Here is a 16,787-nt window from a genome sequence, read left to right on the forward strand (position 1 = left end):
TCAGCGCCAGCGGCGGAAAATCAACGACGTGTTGACCCCGCCAAAGGCAAAGTTGTTGTTCATCACGTACTCGTTGCTCATCCGCCGAGCCTCGCCGCGCAGGTAGTCCAGCTCGCCGCACTGCGGGTCGATGTGGTCGAGGTTGAGGGTGTGGATGTAGTTGTCGCGGTTGAGCATCTCGATGCTGAACCAGGACTCCAGTGCGCCGCAGGCTCCCAGGGTGTGGCCGAGAAAGCTCTTCTGCGAGCTGATCGGCATGCGTGCGCCGAACAGGCTGCTGGTGGCCAGGGTTTCGGCGATGTCGCCTTGCTCGGTCGCGGTGCCGTGACCGTTGACGTAGCCGATGGCGGTGGGCGGCAGGTTGGCATCTTCCAGCGCCAGCTCCATCGCCCGGCGCATGGTCAGCTGTTCGGGCTTGGTGGCGTGCTGGCCGTCGGCATTGCTGCCAAAACCGACGATCTCGGCATGGATCTGCGCGCCGCGGGCGAGGGCATGCTCCAGCTCTTCGAGTACCAGGATGCCGGCGCCTTCACCGATCACCAGGCCGTCGCGGCCGCTGTCATAGGGGCGTGGCGAGGTGTGCGGGGCATCGTTCTTCAGGCTGGTGGCATAGAGCGCGTCGAAGACCATCGCCTCGGTCGGGCAAAGCTCTTCGGCGCCACCGGCGAGCATCAGCGGCAGGCGGCCGAACTTGATCGCCTCATAGGCGTAGCCGATGCCCTGGCTGCCGCTGGTGCAGGCACTGGAGGTCGGAATCAGCCGGCCCTTGAGGCCGAAGAAGATGCTGATATTGGCCGCCGTGGTGTGCGGCATCATGCGGATATAGGAGTTGGCGTTGAGGCCATCGGCGACCGAGTTGATAAGCATATTGCCGAAAGTCTTCATCTCGTCGGTGCTGCCGGTGGACGAGCCGCAAGCCACCCCCATGCGCCCGTCGCGGATCGATTCATCATCGAGCAGTCCGGCATCCGCCAGGGCTTGCTCGGCGGCCAGCACCACCAGCCGCGAGACCCGGCCCATGCTGCGCAGCTGCTTGCGGGTCCAGGCCTTGGGCACGGAGAAATCGTCGATTGGCCCGGCCAGACGGGTGTTCAGCTCGGTAAAGCGATCCCATTCGTGCATCCGCCGAATGCCGCTGCGGTTGGCGCGAAAATTCGCCTCGATGCTGGCCCAGTCGCTGCCGAGCGAGGTGATGCCGGCCATGCCGGTGACGACCACACGTTTCATTAACAGAGCCCTCCGTTGACCGCGAGGACTTGGCGGGTGATATAGGCCGCTTCATCCGACATCAAAAAATTCACCGCGCCGGCGACTTCCTCGGGCGTGCCCAGGCGTTGGGCCGGGATCATCTTCAGCAGTTCCTCGACCGGCACCTGCTCATCCAGCAGGGCGGTGTCGATCAGCCCTGGGGCAACGCAGTTGACGGTGATCTTGCGCTTGCCCAGCTCGATCGCCAGGGCCTTGGCCGCACCGATCACACCGGCTTTGGAGGCGCTGTAATTGACCTGGCCACGGTTGCCGATCAGCCCGGAGACCGAGGTGATGCAGACGATCCGTCCGGCTTTGCGCCGACGGATCATCGGCATGATCAGCGGATGCAGGACGTTGTAGAAACCGTCCAGGTTAGTGCGCACGACCAGGTCCCAGTCCTCTTCGCTCAGCGCCGGGAAGGCGCCGTCGCGGGTCAGGCCGGCGTTGCAGACCACCCCATAGTAAGCGCCATGGGCTGCGACATCGGCTTCCAGTTGCTCGCGGCAGGCTGCGCGCTCGGCCACATCGAATTGCAGGATGCGCGCCTGGCGGCCGAGGCCGAGGATTTGTGCGCGTACCGCTTCGGCTTCGGCACGGCCACTGCGGCAGTGCAGCACCAGGTCATAGCCGGCGCGGGCCAGGCGCAGCGCAATGGCGCGGCCGATGCCACGGCTGGAGCCGGTTACCAGAATCGATTCAGTCATGTGCGGGCTCTTGAAAGTCTTGACGGTGGCGCCCCATCGCGCGGGCTACAAGGCCACGGCTGGAGCCAGTTACCAGAATCGATTCAGTCATGTGCAGGCTCTTCAAGGTAGCTGGCCACTTGTGGTGGGCGAAACACATTCAGGCGGGCTTCGGCATGAATATCGGGGCCGCGCAGGTGGCATTCGAAAACGCCCATGCCGTTGTCGTCCTGTAGCGAGCGGATAGCGTGGATCTGCAACTCAGTTCCGGCCGGGAAGGCCTCGACGTTGCACTGAAAACTGCGGGTGCCGAGTAGAAAACCCAGCTCCACCGACTCCCCGGCCTGTCGCGCATGGCAACCGGCATACGCGGCGATGCTCTGCGCCATCAGTTCGACGCCGACCCAGGCTGGCAGGCTGCCGTCAGCCCGGTTGAACAGACCGCCGGGGCGCACGGTAAGTTGCGTGCGCACGTCCTCCTCACCGAAGCTGAGAACCCGGTCCAGCAGGATCATGTCGCCGGCGTGCGGCAGCAGTTCGGCGATAGGCCAGAGGCTCATGGCGTGTTCTCCGCCAGGTTGCCGAGCACCAGGCTGACATTGCTGCCGCCGAAGGCGAAGGAGTTGCTCATCATCCGCCGTGGCGTGTCACCGGTAAGGCGGCTCTGCGCCGTCGTCAGCTTGAGGGCGGGCAAATGCGGGTCGGCCTCGGCGTCCCATAGATGCGGCGGCAAGCGCTGCTCGCGGTTCTCGGCGGACAGGCTCAGCCAGCAGAACGCAGCTTCCAATGCACCTGCCGCCCCCAGCGTGTGGCCGGTCAGCGGCTTGGTCGATGAACAGGGCACACCCGCCGGGAACACCGCGTCGACGGCCAGGCTTTCCATGGCGTCGTTATGGCTGGTGGCGGTGCCGTGCAGGTTCAGATAATTGATCTGCTCGGCCGCCAGGCCGGCATCCGTCAGGGCCGCGCGCATCACCTGCTGGGCGCCTCGGCCCTGCGGATCGGGCGCGGAGATATGGTGCGCATCGGAGTTGGCCGCAGCGCCGAGCAAGGCGATAGGTACGGCCGTTTGGCATAGCCGCTCTTTCGTCATGAGGAAGAGCACCGCCGCTTCGCCGATATTGATGCCGGCGCGGTTGCGCGAGAACGGATTGCAGCGTTCGCTCGCCAGCGCCTCCAGCGAGCCGAAGCCGTTCAGCGTCAGTTGGCAAAGCGAGTCGACGCCGCCGCAGAGCACCGCATCGCAAATGCCGGAGTCGAGCAGGCGGCGGGCACTGAGCAGGGCGCGAGCGCTGGAGGTGCAGGCGGTGGAAATCACATAGGCCGGGCCGCTCAGTTGCAGCCAGTCGGCGAGAAAGGCGGCTGGGGCGGCCAGTTCCTGTTGCCCATAGTGGTAGGTCGCGGGGAACTCGCCGTCCTGCAGGTAGCCGGAAACCCCCTGAGTGGCTTCATGGATACCGCTGGTGCTGGTGCCGAGGATCACCCCGACCCGCGCGCGACCATAGCGGGCGATGGCCTGCTGGATGTCCGTGTCGATCTCCAGGGCGGCCGCCAGTAGCAGCCGATTGTTGCGTGTCGCCTGGGAGGTGCTTACGCCGGGTAGCTCAGGCAAGGCGCTGGTTATCGCGCCGACCGGCAGGCTGCGTTCCGGCACCCAGCCGTCTTGTCGGCGCAGGCCCGAAGCGTCGCCGGCGTACAGCCGTTCAGCCACGGCCTGCTTGCCACTGCCGAGTGCGCAGAGCAGCCCGAGGGCATTCAGGTACGCGGTCATTGGAGTGGGCCTTGCTTGATCATTACAGCGTCTCGACGCGATAGCTCAGACCGTTGGCGGTCTTGAGCTGAAAATTCAGGGGTTGCTGGTAACGGATCTGCCAGCGCGGGCTGCCGGCCTCGCGCAGCGTGCGTTGCTGGCCCTGTACCTGCCAGTCGTCCGTGGCATAGCGTTGCGCCAGTTCTGTTTCCGGGGTCAGGGCAAACAGCAGGGCGGCGAACAGTTCACGGGCTTGCGGGTTAGGCGGCAGCAGGCCGTCATTTTGCCATTGACTGCCGGTCAAAAGCTGACGGGCCAGCGGAATTCCCAGCGGGTCGAGCAGCGACCAGCGCAGTGCAAGGGTTTCTTGCTGCACCACCAAGAGCCAGTCCTGGGTCTGTCCGGCTTGCTCGCGCTGTACATGCAGTTGCAGCGGCCACGCCAGTGTCGGCGCGGTGCTGGGTAACGGTGCTTGCTGAGCGCAGGCCGCCAGCAACAGCAGCAGGGGCAGCCAGAGCCGGCGCATCATCATGGGTTCGGTTCCAACGGTTTGCGCACGGCGGCGTTGATCAGGGTTTCCTCGCGTTGGCCAAACGGCTTCGGCTGGCGCAGGCCCCAGCGCTCCAGCAGGCCGAAGTCGCGGGAGCGGCTCCACCACAGATAGGGGTAGGACAGATTCTGCGGGCCGAACTCGAAGCCCTGTTCGCGCAGCATCCGCAGGTAGCCGTCGGCGCTTTTTTGCACCTGCATCGGGTGGCGAAACAGCCAACGGATCACCCAGGTGTCGATATAGGCCTTGGTCGATTCGGCGAACAGCAACCAGCCGCCCGGTTTCAGCACGCGCCAGAACTCGGCCAGCGCCTGCTGCTGTTCGACCAGATGATGGAAGGTTTGGTGGCAGAAGAGGATGTCGACACTCGCCGAGGGCCGCTGGATGGCGGCGCAGTCACTGCTGAACAGCTCGACGGTGAGGCCTTGGCGCCCGGCTTCGGCACGGCTCAGGGCCAGGCTTTGCGGGTCGGCATCCAAGCCCTGCAAATGTTGCGGCGCAAAGGCCTCCTGCAACAGGCGGAAGGATTTGCCCTGGCCACAACCGACATCGAGCAGCACGACGTTAGTGGGCAGTGGCTGGTCGATCAAGCGTTGCAGGTCGTTGATCGCCACGCGCAGCACATGCTGCTGCCAGACCTGGCTCTGCAAGAACCAGAAGCCGAAGCGGGTTTCTGCAACGTAGTTAGCGGCGGCTGGGTTCATAGAAGTCCTTTTCTGTTTCTAAGTGCAGTCAAGTCGAAGCGCATTCATTTCGAGGCGCATAGTTCAGCGAGCACGCGCAGGCGCCGTTGGGGTTCCGTGACATAGGGGTTGCGCGGATCCCAGGCGTAGCCGGCGAGGATCGAGCTGATCATCTGACGGATCGCCGGGGAACCGCCCGAGTGGTAGATCACATCCTGGAAGCTGCCATCGTACCAACCCTCGACATAGGCCCGGAAGGTATCCACACCGCGCTTCAGCGGCACGGCGAACTGGCTTTGCCAATCCACCGTTTCGCCTTGCAGCTGACGGTGCAGCAAGCCGGCCGCCATGCTCGCCGAACGCATGGCGATGGTCACCCCGGAGGAAAACACCGGGTCGAGGAATTCCGCCGCATTGCCGAGCAGGGCAAAGCCTGGGCCGTGCAGGCTTTTCACGTTCGCCGAGTAACCGCCGAGGCTGCGTACCGGGGTGTCCCACCGGGCATTTTTCAGCAAGCGGCGCAGATTCGGGGTTTCCTCGACGAACTGGCGCAGGCAGGCATCCAGATCCACCGGGCGGCCCTCGTAGCGCGTGGCTTCGGCGACTACGCCGAGCGAGCAGCGGCCATGGCTGAACGGGATCAGCCAGAACCACACATCGCGCAGCTCGGGGTGGGTGCTGATCAGAATCTTCTCGCGGTCGAAGGCCGCATCGTCGATGCGATCCTCGATATGGGTGAATAGCGCCTGGCGCAGCGGAAAGTTCGACGGCGCCTCCAGATCGAGCAAGCGTGGCAGCACCCGGCCATAGCCACTGGCGTCGAGGACGAAGTCCGCCTGCACGCTGTATTCGCTGCCATCGGCACGCCGCGCCGTTAACTGCGGCTGAGCCGTGAAGTCGGCGGCAACGATTTCTTCTTCGTAGCGGATTTCCACGCCCTGCAACGCGGCCTGATCGGCCAGCAGTTTGTCGAACTGGGCGCGCTGCACCTGGAAGGTCCAATCTTTACCCTCGGTGAATTTGTCGCGAAAGTCGAAGTGCGTGTAGCGCTCACCCCAGGCGAAGGCCGCGCCGTTCTTGCGTTGGAAGCCGGCGGCTTCGACGGCCTCGAGCATGCCCGCTTCCTCGACGAAATCCAGGCAGTGGGCCAGCAGGCTTTCACCAATCGAGAAGCGTGGAAAGCGCTGGCGTTCGAGGATCAGCACATCGTGGCCCTGACGTTTCAATAGCGCGGCGGCGATGGCGCCCGATGGCCCGGCGCCGATCACCAGCACGCTACGCTGTTCGCGTTCAGCCTTTTCCTTGTCAAACGGCACCATACGAGCTCCTTGCTGCGGGTTGTGCTGCGCGGGATTTGCGGATGCCGAGCAGGGCTGGCAACAGCGTGGAAAACAGGCTCATCAGCAGCAGGCTGAAATACACCTGGGCGTCGATCAGATGTTGTTGCAGTAGCAGGTTGAGGAAGATGATCTCGGTCAGCCCGCGGATATTCAGCAGCAGGCTTTCCCGCCACTTCGCCCGCGGGCCGGCGGTCGGGTCGGCCCAGCTCAGGCCCAGCCAGTTGCCGGCCAATTTGCTCAGCACCGGCAGTACCAACAGGGCGCCGAGGTACAGCCAGGAATAGTTTTGCCAGGCGCTGTCGAAATCGACCTGCAACAGACCACAGCTGAGGATCAGTGGGATCGCCAGACCGTTCTGCAGCCACTGCCAGAGCGTTTTCGGCAGCGGTAGCTGGAAGGGTTGTTTCAACCAGGCGAGGCAGAGCATGTAGCCGATGCCGAAGACCAGGGCGTTGAGCTTGAGTTGCTGCAAAAGCAGCATCAGAGCGAAGAATGGCAGGCTGTAAAACAGCCCATGGCGCAGCCGCAGCAATTTGTGCAGCAGCAGTGGCAGCAACGCGCCGAGCAGCGGCCAGAGCAGTTGCTCGGGTTGGCTGCTGCCCTGAGCCAGGGCGAACAGGCTCCAGCACATCACGTCCATCAGGATCGCCGCATGCAGCAGGCGCTTGGTGGCGGCCGGCGGATAGTCGATGTTCTGTAGATAGAGGTAGAGCACCGGAATCGCGGTGATCGAAAACAGCAGACCGATCGCCACGCTGCTCAACCAGGACTGCTCTGGTAATAGCCACAATGCGCAGCCCAGGCCACAGCAGAATGGCAGCGCGAAACTCGGCAGGGCGATCTTCAGGCTTTGCGGGCTTAGCTCCAGGTCGATCACATCGCTGAGGATGTGGCCGAGCAGCAGGGCGAAACTCAGGCCGTAGAGTGCTTGCAGCCAGGTCGGTGCGAGCAGTTGCGCGGCGCTCAGTTGCCAGTGCGGCTCGACCCAGAACAGCAGCAAGGTCGGGATGCCCAGACTGGCCAGCAGGAGTTGGCTGACGATCGGGATCAGTTTGACCCGCGTGCCGAGCCAGGTGGCACCGGCGAACAATGCCAGCAGCGCGAGCCAGAACAGCGCGGTGCTCATCGTGCCGCCTCCGGCTGCAACTGCTCTTGCGCGTGCGCGTGCTCTTCACTGGCTGCCCAGGGTGCCAGCAGGAAGCTGAACACCAGGCCGAGGCCGACGGCCAGGCCGAAGTTGCTCACCGCCGGTGTACTCGACAGCGCCAGCAGGCCGAACGATAGCCAGGTGGTCAGTGCCGCGAGCAGGGTGCCGAGCAGGCTGGTGGCCGCGCCGCCGACCCGCTCGCGCATGATGATCGCGTAATCCACGCCAATGGCGGTGACCAGCAGCAGGCCAAACAGGCTGAACAAGGTCAATGGCTGACCGAGCCAACCGAGGCTGGCCAGGCTGGCCAAGGCGGCGAGCAGCGACACGGCCAAGGTGCGCAGCGCGCCGCTCAGGCCGAACGGCAGGCACAGCAACGCGAGGATCAACAGGCAAGACAGGAGCTTGAGTTCTGCCGCGCTGATCTGCGTGCTGGCGAACAGCCGATTCAGCTCACCCAGCCGATCGACCAGTTGCACGCCCGGCAACCCATGCGCCTGGGCGGCGAGCACGCTGGTGTCGCTCAAGCCTTGCAGGCTGACCAAGCCGGCAACACCCTCCTGGCGTGCTTGGCTGCTGTCTTTGCCCAGCCATAGCGGTCGCCAGATTTCGCCGAGTGGACCGGCCAAGGCTTGTTCGAGGTTCTGCTCGGGCAATGCCTGCAACTGCTGTATTTCTGCCGCCAACGCTTGCGCTGATACGCCCAGTGCCAGCAGCGGCTGGGCATGGGCCGGCAACTGCGTGAGTGCCTGGCGTAGCCGCCGTTGTTCGGCAGCTGGTGCCAACAGTTGGCTCAACGCCAGATAGCTGCTGAGCTTGCCCTGCGCCACCAGTCGATCGAGGCGCTGACTCAGCTCCGCCTGGCGTTGCAGCAGCTGTTGCTGATCGGCGGCGCGGACCAGGAAAAACTGGCTGGTCGGCTGGAAGTTGATGATGCGGCCGATGGCCTGGGATTCGCTGAGCAACTGCGGTGGGTGGCTGATCCACTGGCGCAGGTCGTTCTTGCTCGTCAGTTGCGCCACGCCAGCGGCGCAAAACAGTAGGAAGGCGCCGAGTAGCCAGGGTGTGCCGATACGCCGCAACAAGCTCGCCCGCAATGCCAGCAGGCGCTGTGCCCAGCGCAACGGAGTTGGCCAGGGGCGCAGCGGGGCATTGCCGAGCAGTGCCGGCAGCAAGCACACCGAGCAGAGGTACGAGCCCAGCAAGCCCGCAGCAGAGAACACAGCCACCTGCTGCAGCGCCGGGAATGGGGTGAAAGCCAGTGCCAGATAACCGATGGCATTGGTCGCCAGCCCCAGGCTCAACCCGGACAAGGTCGCGCGCATCGCGAACCAGTTGTTCCAGGGCTGCAAGGTCCAGCTTTTCGACAGGTAATGCAGCGGGTAATCGATGGCCACGCCGATCAAGCTGGCGCCGAGTACCAGAGTCAGTACATGGATGTGGCCAAACAGCGCCACGCAGGCGACCAGCCCCGCGAGCACACCGACCAGCGCCGGTATGAAGGCCAGCACTATGCGAACGCGGCGGAACAGCAACAGCATCAGCAGCAGGGCGATGGCGCTGGCGCCTCCGCCGATCACACTCATCTCATGGCTGGCTTGCCGTTGGCCATTGGCCGCATAGAGCAGGCCGCTGGTGGCGAGTAATTCACCACCTTGTGCCTGCACCTGTTGTCGTGCGCTGGCCACCCGCTCTGCGACTTGCTGCGGCAGGTTGCCATCGAAGGCGCTGCCCAAGCTGCGCGCGCGCAGAAAAGCCCAGGTTTGCGGCTGATTCTGCTCTTGGTTTTCTGCCAGCAAGGTGCCATTCAGGTCGAGCGTGACGTTGCTGTTGCGCGGAAGATTGCGCTGGATCAGCTGCGTCAGGCCGAGCCAGTCCTGGTCCGCGCTGACCAGGCTGAAACTATTGAAGGGGTCGTACAGTGCCTGCACGCGCTGCTCGATAAAGGCCTGTGGGTTGTCGATCAGCAATTGCCGGTCGGCGGCGCCGAGCAGCGCCAGGCGGCTTTGCAGCAGTTGTTGGCGCAGGGCGGGGAAGTCGGCTTGCAGGTTCCACTGAACCTTTTCGAATAGCCCGCTGGCTTGCCAGGCGGCGCCCAGCTCGGCGGCCATGGCGATGGCGCGTTGGCTATCGGCGTGGCGGATGAGCACCACCAGTTCACGGTTGAGCGGCTCCTGCATGCGCTGTTCGGCGAGTTGCTCCAAGGCGTCGGGTGCGTCTGTTGGCACGAGCTCCAGCAGATTGGCCGAAACCGGCGGGCCGTCGCGCCATTGCCAGCCGGCCAGCGCCAACAGCGTCAACAACAGCAAGGTGAAGAGGCGCGGCAGCCAGCGCTCCATCGACCCCCAGCCTTTATTCGACTCCTCGCCGTTATTCAGCCCCCGGCCTTTATTCAACAAAGTCATGCCGCTCCGCTTCGCTCAGCGCTGTACCGGCAACGCTGCCGGGCATGTGCATGACAGTGCTGTCGCCCTGGGTTTCCAGCAGTTCAATACGCTGTACCAGGGCGCCGCCTTCGATAGTGATCGCGGTGAAAATTTGCTTGAGCAGCACGGCCCGCGGCGTCAATTTCAGCTGCCAGTCGCTGGCATCGCCACTCAATGCCAGGTCGAAATCATCACGCAGGCCGCTGCTGTCGCCTTGCAGCACGGCGAGGAACAGACGGTTCTGCTGAGCGCTGGCGCCTTGTTGGGGCAGGGTTTGCCAGCTATTGGCAGCCCGCCGCGAAATGCCCGCGCCATTGATGCGGTAGTCCTGTTGCAACGGGCTTTGCAGCAGCCAGAGCAGACCATGCTGCTTGGCCATGACGAAATGGCCGGTGCTGGTCAGCGGTTTTGGCAGCGCGCGCAGATGTTTTTCCTGAATGAACTCGCCGCGCACCACCGCCGGCTCGGCCAATTGGGCGGAGAGCTGATCCAGATCGAAGGCCTGGGCCAAGGGTGCAAAAAGCAGCGCTAGAAGTAGCGCCGTAGGCTGGGTAGAGCGCAGCGAAACCCAGCGCAATCCACGCTGGGTTTCGGCGCAAAGCGCCTCTACCCAGCCTACGAGGGGGGCTGCTTGGCAGATCACTGCAACACCCGCTCAACCGCCGCGACGAACACCTTTGGCGAAGCCAGGAGCATTTCCCGCGTGGCGATTTCCACCGCGACTTGCACGGTGCTGCCACGGGTCATGCGTTCACCGGTTTGCGCGTCGCTGATCAGGTAATTGATCTTCAGGCGGTTTTCCCACTCGACCAGATCGGCACGCACCGTGAGCCGCTGACCGAAGCGCGCGCCGCGCATGTAGCGCAGCTGCAAATCGATGATCGGCCAGGCGTAGCCGGCCTCGCGCATCTGCGCGTAGTTGTGCGCGAGCTTGTCCAGCAGGGCGCAGCGGGCGATTTCCAGGTATTTGACGTAATGGCCGTGCCAGACCACTTCCATCGAGTCGACGTCGAAGAACGGGACGAGGATTTCGACCTCGGTCTGTATTACGCCGCGGCTACGCATACAGCCTCCAGTGCCGGCTGCGGATGTGCGTCAGGCACAGGCGCAGTTCGGCTTCCAGGGCGCGGTCTTCAATGACTGGCGGGAAGTCCTCGGCCAGTTGCGCGCGCATGCTCGCCAGCGGCGCCGGCAACGGCCGCGCCTCGGCTTCATGGCCGCGCAGCCAGACCCCTTGATTGGCGGCGAGCAGGGTGGCGGCGGCGACCTGTTCGCACAGCTCCAGGCTGCGCAGGGCATCGCGGGCGGCGATGGTGCCCATGCTGACCTTGTCCTGGTTATGGCACTCGGTGGAGCGCGAGAACACGCTGGCCGGCAGGCTGTTCTTCAGGGCTTCGGCGGTCCAGGCACTGGTGCCGATCTGCACGGCCTTGAAGCCATGGTTGATCATCGCCGTGGCCGCTGGTGCGCCGGAGAGGTTACTCGGCAGGCCGTGGTTGTAGCGCGAGTCCACCAGCAGGGCGAGCTGCCGGTCGAGCAAGTCGGCGACGTTGGCCACCAGGTTTTTCAGGCTGTCCATGGCAAAGGCGATATGCCCGCCGTAGAAGTGCCCACCGTGCAGTACGCGCTCGGCTTCGGCGTCGATGATCGGGTTGTCGTTGGCGCTGTTCAGCTCGATTTCGATGAACTGCCGCAGCCAGCTCAGGCTGTCGGCCAATACACCCAACACATGCGGCGCACAGCGCAGCGAATAGCGATCTTGCAGGCGGTGCAGCGGCGCGGTCGGTGCGTCGATGGCCAGGTCCGCGCGCAACCAGGCGGCGACCTGCATCTGCCCCGGGTGCGGCTTGGCGGCGAACAGGCGCTCGTCGAAATGCTCCGGGTTGCCCTGCAACGCCACCACGTTGAGCGCGGTGATGCGGGTGGCCAGTTGCAGCAGGTAATCGGCTCTAGAGAACGCCAGGCAGGCCAGCCCGGTCATCACCGCCGTGCCGTTCATCAGTGCCAGGGCCTCTTTCGGCCGTAGCGTCAGCGGCTGCCAGTCCAGCTCGGCATGCACCTCGGCGGCGCTGCGCACTTCGCCACGCCAGAGCACCTCGCGCTCGCCGGCCAGGGTCGCCGCGACATAAGACAGCGGGGTCAGATCGCCGCTGGCGCCGACCGAACCTTCCTCGGGAATCAGCGGCAGGATGTCGTGAGCGAGAAAGGCCTGTAGCCGCTCCAGCAGCTCGATGCGTACCCCGGAAACGCCCTGGCACAGCGACTGCAAGCGCGCCGCCAGCACCGCGCGGGTGGCCGCCGGCTCGAGCAGCTTGCCCAGGCCGCAGCCGTGGAAGGTGAACAGGTGCCGCGGCAGTGCTTCGACATGCTCCAGCGGCACCGCAACCACGCAGGAGTCGCCGTAGCCGGTGGTGACGCCGTAGATCACGCCTTCCCTGTCCAGCAACGAGTCGAGGAACTGCGCGCCCTTGGCGATGCATTGACGGAACGCGCTGTCGCTTTGCAGCTGTGTCGGGCTGTGCTGTTGGGCAAGGCTGACCACCTGCTCGATGCTCAGCGGGCGCTCACCGAACACTACGGCTTCAGGCTGATGTGTCGTCATGGGTATTCCAGAAAGGGAAGAAGTTGAACCATTGCTGCGGTGCTTGCAGGCAGTGATGACCCAGGCGGTCGGCATAGCGTTGGGCCCAGTGGCGGATCACTTGCTCGCGCTCGCTACGGCGCCATTCGATCCGTTCGGCGAAGGGTTCGAGGATCAGTCGATAGCGCTTGTGTCGTTTCAGGCAGAACAGCAGATTGATCGGGCATTGCAGCAGCCCGGCCAGCAGCCACGGGCCTTGCGGCAGGTCGGCGGGCTGGCCGAGGAAATCCACCTGGGCGTTGCGTGAGCCGTGCAGCGGTACGCGGTCACCGGCGATCGCCAGCCACTCGCCACGCTCCAGGCGCTGGCTCAGTTGCAGCATGATCGCCGGGTCCAGCTCGCTGACCTGGATCAGCCGCAGGTGGCTGGCGCCGGCCTGGCCGAGCAGGCGATTGAACTGTTCGGCGTGTTTGGTATGCACCAGTACGTTCATTTGCACCTGCTCGCCGAGTTCGGCCAGGGCGCGACAGACTTCGAGGTTGCCCAGGTGCGCGCCGACCAACATCTGCCCGCGCTCACCGCGTAGCTGGGCGCGCAGGTTGGCCGGGTCACGGATGTCGATCTGTTCGAGGCGCAGGCGGCCGTTCCAGACGTCGAGTTTGTCCAGCAGGGCGTCGGCGAAGGCCATGAACTGGCCGAACACCGAGCGCAGCGAAGGGCGCAACTCGTGGCGGCCACTCCAGGCGGCGAGGTGGCGCTGGTAGTCCCAGATGCTCAGGCGGGCGCGGCGGCCGAACAGGAAGAAGTACAGGACAATCAGATAAAGCAACGGGCTGAGCACTCGCCGCCCGAGATTGCGCGCGGCCCAGGCGGTGAACCGCATCAGCAGGAAACTGCCGCGCTCGTTGTGCTTGGCCCAGTGTTCGCGGCTCATCCGCGCCACCTGCGCCGCCCGTACCGGCGACGCCAAAGTATCAGCGGTGCGCGGCAGAGCATGCCGAAGAACAGTTTGGCGTGCATCTTCGAAATCAGCAGGTTGTCCTCCAGCAGGCGGAAATGCGAGATGCCGTCCGCCGGGTAATGCACGCGAATCGGCAGCCAGTGCATTGGCTGGTTGCGCCAGCTCAGGCGCACGAGGATTTCCGTGTCGAAGTCCATGCGGGTGCCGAGTGGCACCGAGTCGATCACCGCCAGGGTCGGCGCCAGCGGGTAGACGCGAAAGCCGCACATGGAGTCGCGGATGTTCAGCGACAGGCTGTTGATCCAGACCCAGACGTGGGTCGCATAGCGCCCGTACAGGCGGCCCTTGGGCACGCTGGCGTCGTACTGCGGGTAGCCGCAAATCAAGGTCTGCGGCGCCTGATGTGCCTGGGCGAGAAACTGCGCGAGGTTTTGCAGGTCGTGCTGGCCGTCGGCGTCTACTTGCAGGGCATGGCTGAAACCGAGACTTGCTGCGGCACGCAGCCCGGCCATCACCGCGCCGCCTTTACCCTGGTTCTCTGCCAGACGAACGAGGTGAACCTGAGGCAGCTCAGCGAGTTGATCGAGTACCACGGCGCAGCTCGGCCGCGAGGCGTCATCCACCAAGACACAAGGCAGCCCGGCAGCGAGTAGCCCCTGTAGCACAGCGCTCACGGCATGTTCATGGTTGTACACCGGGATCACTGCGCAGGGGCGGAAGCTCCCCTCTCTCTCCGGGAGAGGGGCTGGGGGTGAGGGAAACTCCGAGTCCCTTTGAGTGTCGGTGTTTCCCTCATCCGTCCCTTCGGGCCACCTTCTCCCGGAGGGAGAAGGGATGGGTGCTGCGTTGGGATCAAGCACGCGCGTCCCCCAACAAGATCCTTCCCGACGAACAGGCCGCTGCGCCGCTGCGATAGGTGAAGTACAGCTTGCCGCGTTCGGCGTCGAATCGCAGGCACAGTTGCAGGCGATCGCCGGGGCGGGCCAGTTGCTGGAACTTCAGCACTTCCATGCCGGCAAAGCGCGGCGGCAGGCACATCAGTTGTTGGGCCAGGGTCAGCGCCCAGTCGATCTGCACCACACCAGGCAGAATCGGTGTGTGCGGGAAGTGCCCGGTGAAGTGCGCCAGATCGAGCGGTACTTCCAGCTCCAGTCGCCACTGGCCGGCATCGAAGCGCTGGCTGAGCAGTTGCGGTTGCAGGGTGCGCGGGGCATAGAGCAGCCGCTCCAACTCGGCCTGCGGCAGTTTGCCCTGGGCGTTCAACGGCAGTTGCCGCACCAGTCGCCAGCGGCGCGGCAGGGCCAGCGCGGCACAGTGCTGGCTAAGATGCTGGCGCAGGCTGCCGGTCAACGTGCGCCGGCCCTGATTGCGCAAGGCGTGCAGGCCGGCGTCGCTCAAGGCGACCAGAGCGCCGAGGTAGGCGCGGTTGTCCTGAACCACCCCGAGGCGCGCTTCGTGTACCCAAGGGTGGCTGGCCAGGGCTTGTTCGAGCATCGGCAGGGAGATGCGTTTTTCTTCCAGCTTGACGATGCGGTCGAGGCGCCCGAGCAGTTCGAAGCGACCGTCGGCCTCGAGCTTGGCGCCGTCGGCGGTTTGTTCGATATGCCCACTGGGCAGGTACGGCGATTCGATCCGCAGCGCGCCTTCGCTATTCAGGCTCAACTGCACGTCGGCGAAGGGCTGCCACAGGCTGGCACCCTGGCGCCAGGCGATGCCGCCGGTTTCCGAACTGCCGAAGATCTCCGTCGGCCACTGGCCGAGGTTTTCCTGCAACTGCTGCGCGGCCTCGAGTGGCAGGGCGCCGCCCGAGGAAAACACCCGGCGTACGCGGCGCAACGCCGGCCAGTCGAGGTTGTCGCCCATGCGCTTGAGCAACGCGGGGCTGGCGACCCAGGCAAAATCGGACGACGAGGAAGCTGCTGCGGGCTTCGCGCATGCCGCTGCGTTAAAAACAGGCTCATCTGCGCTCGCGACGCTTGCGCGCCGTCCGAGGCTCAAGCTGGTGCGCTGCAGGTCTTCCGGGAACGGCTGCGCGTGGCGCAGGAACAACCGCCCGGCGCAGAGCGGCCAGAGCACCCGGAACAGCAGGCCGTAGATATGCTGCGCAGCCACGCTGCCAATGATGCAGGCATCCCCCAGCTCAGCGCCCCACAGGCGTTCCAGGGCTTGGACTTCATTGCTCAGCTGGCGCAGGGACTTGCCGATCAGCTTGGGCTCGCCGCTGGAGCCTGAAGTACAGAGGGTCAGGGTGCAGTGATCGAGCGCCAGCAGGGCGCCCGGCAGTGGCTCAGCGAGCAGGCTGGGCAGGCTGGCGTCGCCGGGTTGATCGCTCAGCCAGAGGTCGACTTCAGCGTTCAGGCGCTGGCGGGTTTGCGCTTGTAGGTCGGCCGGCAGTAGCACGCTGACCCCGGCACGCCAGGCACCGAGCAGGGCGATGGCCAGCTCGGCGGCATCGTCCAAATGCACGGCCAGGCGCCGGACACCACGCGCTTGCAGGCCGGCGGCCAGGCATAGGGCCTGCTCGCGCAGTTCCCCGTGCAGCAGCGTTGGCTCTCGCGTGACCGGGCGCGCCGGTTGTTCCGCGAGCAGCAAGTGCTCAAGGTCAAGCCAGTTCATGCCTGGCCTCGCACGCGCTGGCGCACCAGCCATTCGCCGGCGAACAGCAGGCCCATCAACCCATAGGAAATCAGCCCGGTGTACAGCGCCCACCAGCTCAGCGGCGCCCACAGGGTCAAGGCGCTGGCGAGGGCGCCATTACAGAGGAAGAAGCCGATCCAGACTTTGGTCACCTGGCGGGTATAGCGCACGGCAACCTCGGGCAGTTCCGGCTCGCGCAGGCGCGCAATGCGCTCGACCAGCGGCGGGCCGAACCTCAGGCTGAGGCCGAACAGACACAAGCAAAACAGACTGATCAGCACCGGATACCAGCGCAGCAGTTCGGGGTTATCCGCCAGCCCGAGTAGCACGCAGAACATCAACGCGGCCGCGGCCATCCAGCGGCTGCCGGGGCGCTGCGCATGGCTCAGCAGCCGTGCCAGCCAGAGGCCGCCAAGCAGCAGGGCGAAGAAGCGTGGCGACAGGTGCTGCTGGCCGAAATACACCGCGAACGGGTAACTCAGGCCGGCCAACAGCAGTACCAGGCCGATCAGTCGCGCCATCATGCCGCGGGTGCATTGACCAGGCGATACACCGCCTCGACCACGTCACCGACGCTGCGTACCGCTTTGAACTCCTCGGCGGCGAGTTTCTTGCCGGTTTTGCGCTTGATGTGGTCGATCAGGTCGACGGCGTCGATGCTGTCGATTTCCAGATCCTGATAGAGGTTGGCTTCAAGGTTGATCCGCTCGGGTTCGAGCTCGAACAGGTCCACCAGGGCGTCGCGCAGGGTGCTGAAAATCTCGTCACGGTTTTGCAT

At 64.9% G+C, this 16,787-nt stretch carries 17 protein-coding genes; all 17 read right to left on the reverse strand.

The genetic code is table 11. The annotated features are described in order from the left end of the window. Nucleotides 1-1,227 (reverse strand): beta-ketoacyl-ACP synthase, encoded by a 1,227-nt coding sequence (locus D3879_RS07740; protein WP_119953471.1) that lies wholly within the window; start codon nt 1,225-1,227, stop codon nt 1-3. Then, on the reverse strand, nt 1,227-1,955 hold the full coding sequence (fabG, locus tag D3879_RS07745) for a 3-oxoacyl-ACP reductase FabG (RefSeq protein WP_119953472.1): 729 nt from the start codon (nt 1,953-1,955) through the stop codon (nt 1,227-1,229). The genes D3879_RS07740 and fabG overlap by 1 nt, the downstream gene beginning before the upstream one ends. A gap of 83 nt (nt 1,956-2,038) precedes the next feature. Next, the gene (locus tag D3879_RS07750; protein WP_119953473.1) at nt 2,039-2,494 is read right to left on the reverse strand and encodes a hotdog family protein; all 456 of its coding nucleotides are present in this window, start codon (nt 2,492-2,494) and stop codon (nt 2,039-2,041) included. Continuing rightward, nucleotides 2,491-3,705 carry a beta-ketoacyl-[acyl-carrier-protein] synthase family protein gene (locus tag D3879_RS07755; RefSeq protein WP_119953474.1) on the reverse strand — a complete coding sequence of 405 codons (1,215 nt, stop codon included), beginning with the start codon at nt 3,703-3,705 and terminating at the stop codon, nt 2,491-2,493. The genes D3879_RS07750 and D3879_RS07755 overlap by 4 nt, the downstream gene beginning before the upstream one ends. Before the next feature lie 22 nt (nt 3,706-3,727). Then, nucleotides 3,728-4,213, reverse strand: coding sequence for a DUF3261 domain-containing protein (locus D3879_RS07760; protein ID WP_119954920.1), 486 nt, complete (start codon nt 4,211-4,213; stop codon nt 3,728-3,730). After that, entirely contained in the window at nt 4,213-4,938 is a 726-nt protein-coding gene (locus D3879_RS07765) for a class I SAM-dependent methyltransferase (protein ID WP_119953475.1), read from the reverse strand. The genes D3879_RS07760 and D3879_RS07765 overlap by 1 nt, the downstream gene beginning before the upstream one ends. A 44-nt stretch (nt 4,939-4,982) precedes the next feature. Next, nucleotides 4,983-6,236, reverse strand: a complete 1,254-nt coding sequence (locus D3879_RS07770) for an NAD(P)/FAD-dependent oxidoreductase (protein ID WP_119953476.1) — start codon at nt 6,234-6,236, stop codon at nt 4,983-4,985. After that, on the reverse strand, nt 6,223-7,383 hold the full coding sequence (locus D3879_RS07775) for a cation:proton antiporter domain-containing protein (RefSeq protein ID WP_119953477.1): 1,161 nt from the start codon (nt 7,381-7,383) through the stop codon (nt 6,223-6,225). Before D3879_RS07775 ends, D3879_RS07770 begins: the two co-directional genes overlap by 14 nt. Next, nucleotides 7,380-9,743, reverse strand: a complete 2,364-nt coding sequence (locus D3879_RS07780; RefSeq protein WP_119953478.1) for an MMPL family transporter — start codon at nt 9,741-9,743, stop codon at nt 7,380-7,382. Before D3879_RS07780 ends, D3879_RS07775 begins: the two co-directional genes overlap by 4 nt. Before the next feature lie 49 nt (nt 9,744-9,792). Next, entirely contained in the window at nt 9,793-10,392 is a 600-nt protein-coding gene (locus tag D3879_RS07785; RefSeq protein WP_119954921.1) for an outer membrane lipoprotein carrier protein LolA, read from the reverse strand. 77 nt (nt 10,393-10,469) lie between these two features. Beyond that, nucleotides 10,470-10,895: an acyl-CoA thioesterase gene (locus tag D3879_RS07790; protein WP_119953479.1), complete on the reverse strand. Its 426-nt coding sequence runs from the start codon at nt 10,893-10,895 to the stop codon at nt 10,470-10,472. Next, complete coding sequence (locus D3879_RS07795; RefSeq protein WP_119953480.1) at nt 10,888-12,432, reverse strand: HAL/PAL/TAL family ammonia-lyase; 1,545 nt, start codon at nt 12,430-12,432, stop codon at nt 10,888-10,890. The genes D3879_RS07790 and D3879_RS07795 overlap by 8 nt, the downstream gene beginning before the upstream one ends. Next, nucleotides 12,413-13,345, reverse strand: coding sequence for an LpxL/LpxP family acyltransferase (locus tag D3879_RS07800; protein WP_119953481.1), 933 nt, complete (start codon nt 13,343-13,345; stop codon nt 12,413-12,415). Before D3879_RS07800 ends, D3879_RS07795 begins: the two co-directional genes overlap by 20 nt. Continuing rightward, nucleotides 13,342-14,076 (reverse strand): glycosyltransferase family 2 protein, encoded by a 735-nt coding sequence (locus D3879_RS07805; protein ID WP_119953482.1) that lies wholly within the window; start codon nt 14,074-14,076, stop codon nt 13,342-13,344. The genes D3879_RS07800 and D3879_RS07805 overlap by 4 nt, the downstream gene beginning before the upstream one ends. A gap of 148 nt (nt 14,077-14,224) precedes the next feature. Beyond that, a complete protein-coding gene (locus tag D3879_RS07810; RefSeq protein ID WP_119953483.1) occupies nt 14,225-15,988 on the reverse strand; it encodes an acyl-CoA synthetase family protein in 1,764 nt (587 codons plus the stop codon). Beyond that, nucleotides 15,985-16,530 carry a COG4648 family protein gene (locus D3879_RS07815; RefSeq protein ID WP_119954922.1) on the reverse strand — a complete coding sequence of 182 codons (546 nt, stop codon included), beginning with the start codon at nt 16,528-16,530 and terminating at the stop codon, nt 15,985-15,987. The genes D3879_RS07810 and D3879_RS07815 overlap by 4 nt, the downstream gene beginning before the upstream one ends. Next, on the reverse strand, nt 16,530-16,787 hold the full coding sequence (locus D3879_RS07820; RefSeq protein WP_119953484.1) for an acyl carrier protein: 258 nt from the start codon (nt 16,785-16,787) through the stop codon (nt 16,530-16,532). Before D3879_RS07820 ends, D3879_RS07815 begins: the two co-directional genes overlap by 1 nt.

It is taken from the genome of Pseudomonas cavernicola (genome assembly GCF_003596405.1).
Lineage (GTDB): Bacteria > Pseudomonadota > Gammaproteobacteria > Pseudomonadales > Pseudomonadaceae > Aquipseudomonas > Aquipseudomonas cavernicola.

What these genes read in the sequence shown, in the direction of transcription:
- D3879_RS07740 (WP_119953471.1), bottom strand. Translation starts at nt 1,227, where the DNA reads ATGAAACGTGTGGTCGTCACCGGCATGGCCGGCATCACCTCGCTCGGC.
- fabG (WP_119953472.1), bottom strand. Translation starts at nt 1,955, where the DNA reads ATGACTGAATCGATTCTGGTAACCGGCTCCAGCCGTGGCATCGGCCGC.
- D3879_RS07750 (WP_119953473.1), bottom strand. Translation starts at nt 2,494, where the DNA reads ATGAGCCTCTGGCCTATCGCCGAACTGCTGCCGCACGCCGGCGACATG.
- D3879_RS07755 (WP_119953474.1), bottom strand. Translation starts at nt 3,705, where the DNA reads ATGACCGCGTACCTGAATGCCCTCGGGCTGCTCTGCGCACTCGGCAGT.
- D3879_RS07760 (WP_119954920.1), bottom strand. Translation starts at nt 4,213, where the DNA reads ATGATGCGCCGGCTCTGGCTGCCCCTGCTGCTGTTGCTGGCGGCCTGC.
- D3879_RS07765 (WP_119953475.1), bottom strand. Translation starts at nt 4,938, where the DNA reads ATGAACCCAGCCGCCGCTAACTACGTTGCAGAAACCCGCTTCGGCTTC.
- D3879_RS07770 (WP_119953476.1), bottom strand. Translation starts at nt 6,236, where the DNA reads ATGGTGCCGTTTGACAAGGAAAAGGCTGAACGCGAACAGCGTAGCGTG.
- D3879_RS07775 (WP_119953477.1), bottom strand. Translation starts at nt 7,383, where the DNA reads ATGAGCACCGCGCTGTTCTGGCTCGCGCTGCTGGCATTGTTCGCCGGT.
- D3879_RS07780 (WP_119953478.1), bottom strand. Translation starts at nt 9,743, where the DNA reads ATGGAGCGCTGGCTGCCGCGCCTCTTCACCTTGCTGTTGTTGACGCTG.
- D3879_RS07790 (WP_119953479.1), bottom strand. Translation starts at nt 10,895, where the DNA reads ATGCGTAGCCGCGGCGTAATACAGACCGAGGTCGAAATCCTCGTCCCG.
- D3879_RS07795 (WP_119953480.1), bottom strand. Translation starts at nt 12,432, where the DNA reads ATGACGACACATCAGCCTGAAGCCGTAGTGTTCGGTGAGCGCCCGCTG.
- D3879_RS07800 (WP_119953481.1), bottom strand. Translation starts at nt 13,345, where the DNA reads ATGAGCCGCGAACACTGGGCCAAGCACAACGAGCGCGGCAGTTTCCTG.
- D3879_RS07810 (WP_119953483.1), bottom strand. Translation starts at nt 15,988, where the DNA reads ATGAACTGGCTTGACCTTGAGCACTTGCTGCTCGCGGAACAACCGGCG.
- D3879_RS07815 (WP_119954922.1), bottom strand. Translation starts at nt 16,530, where the DNA reads ATGGCGCGACTGATCGGCCTGGTACTGCTGTTGGCCGGCCTGAGTTAC.
- D3879_RS07820 (WP_119953484.1), bottom strand. Translation starts at nt 16,787, where the DNA reads ATGCAAAACCGTGACGAGATTTTCAGCACCCTGCGCGACGCCCTGGTG.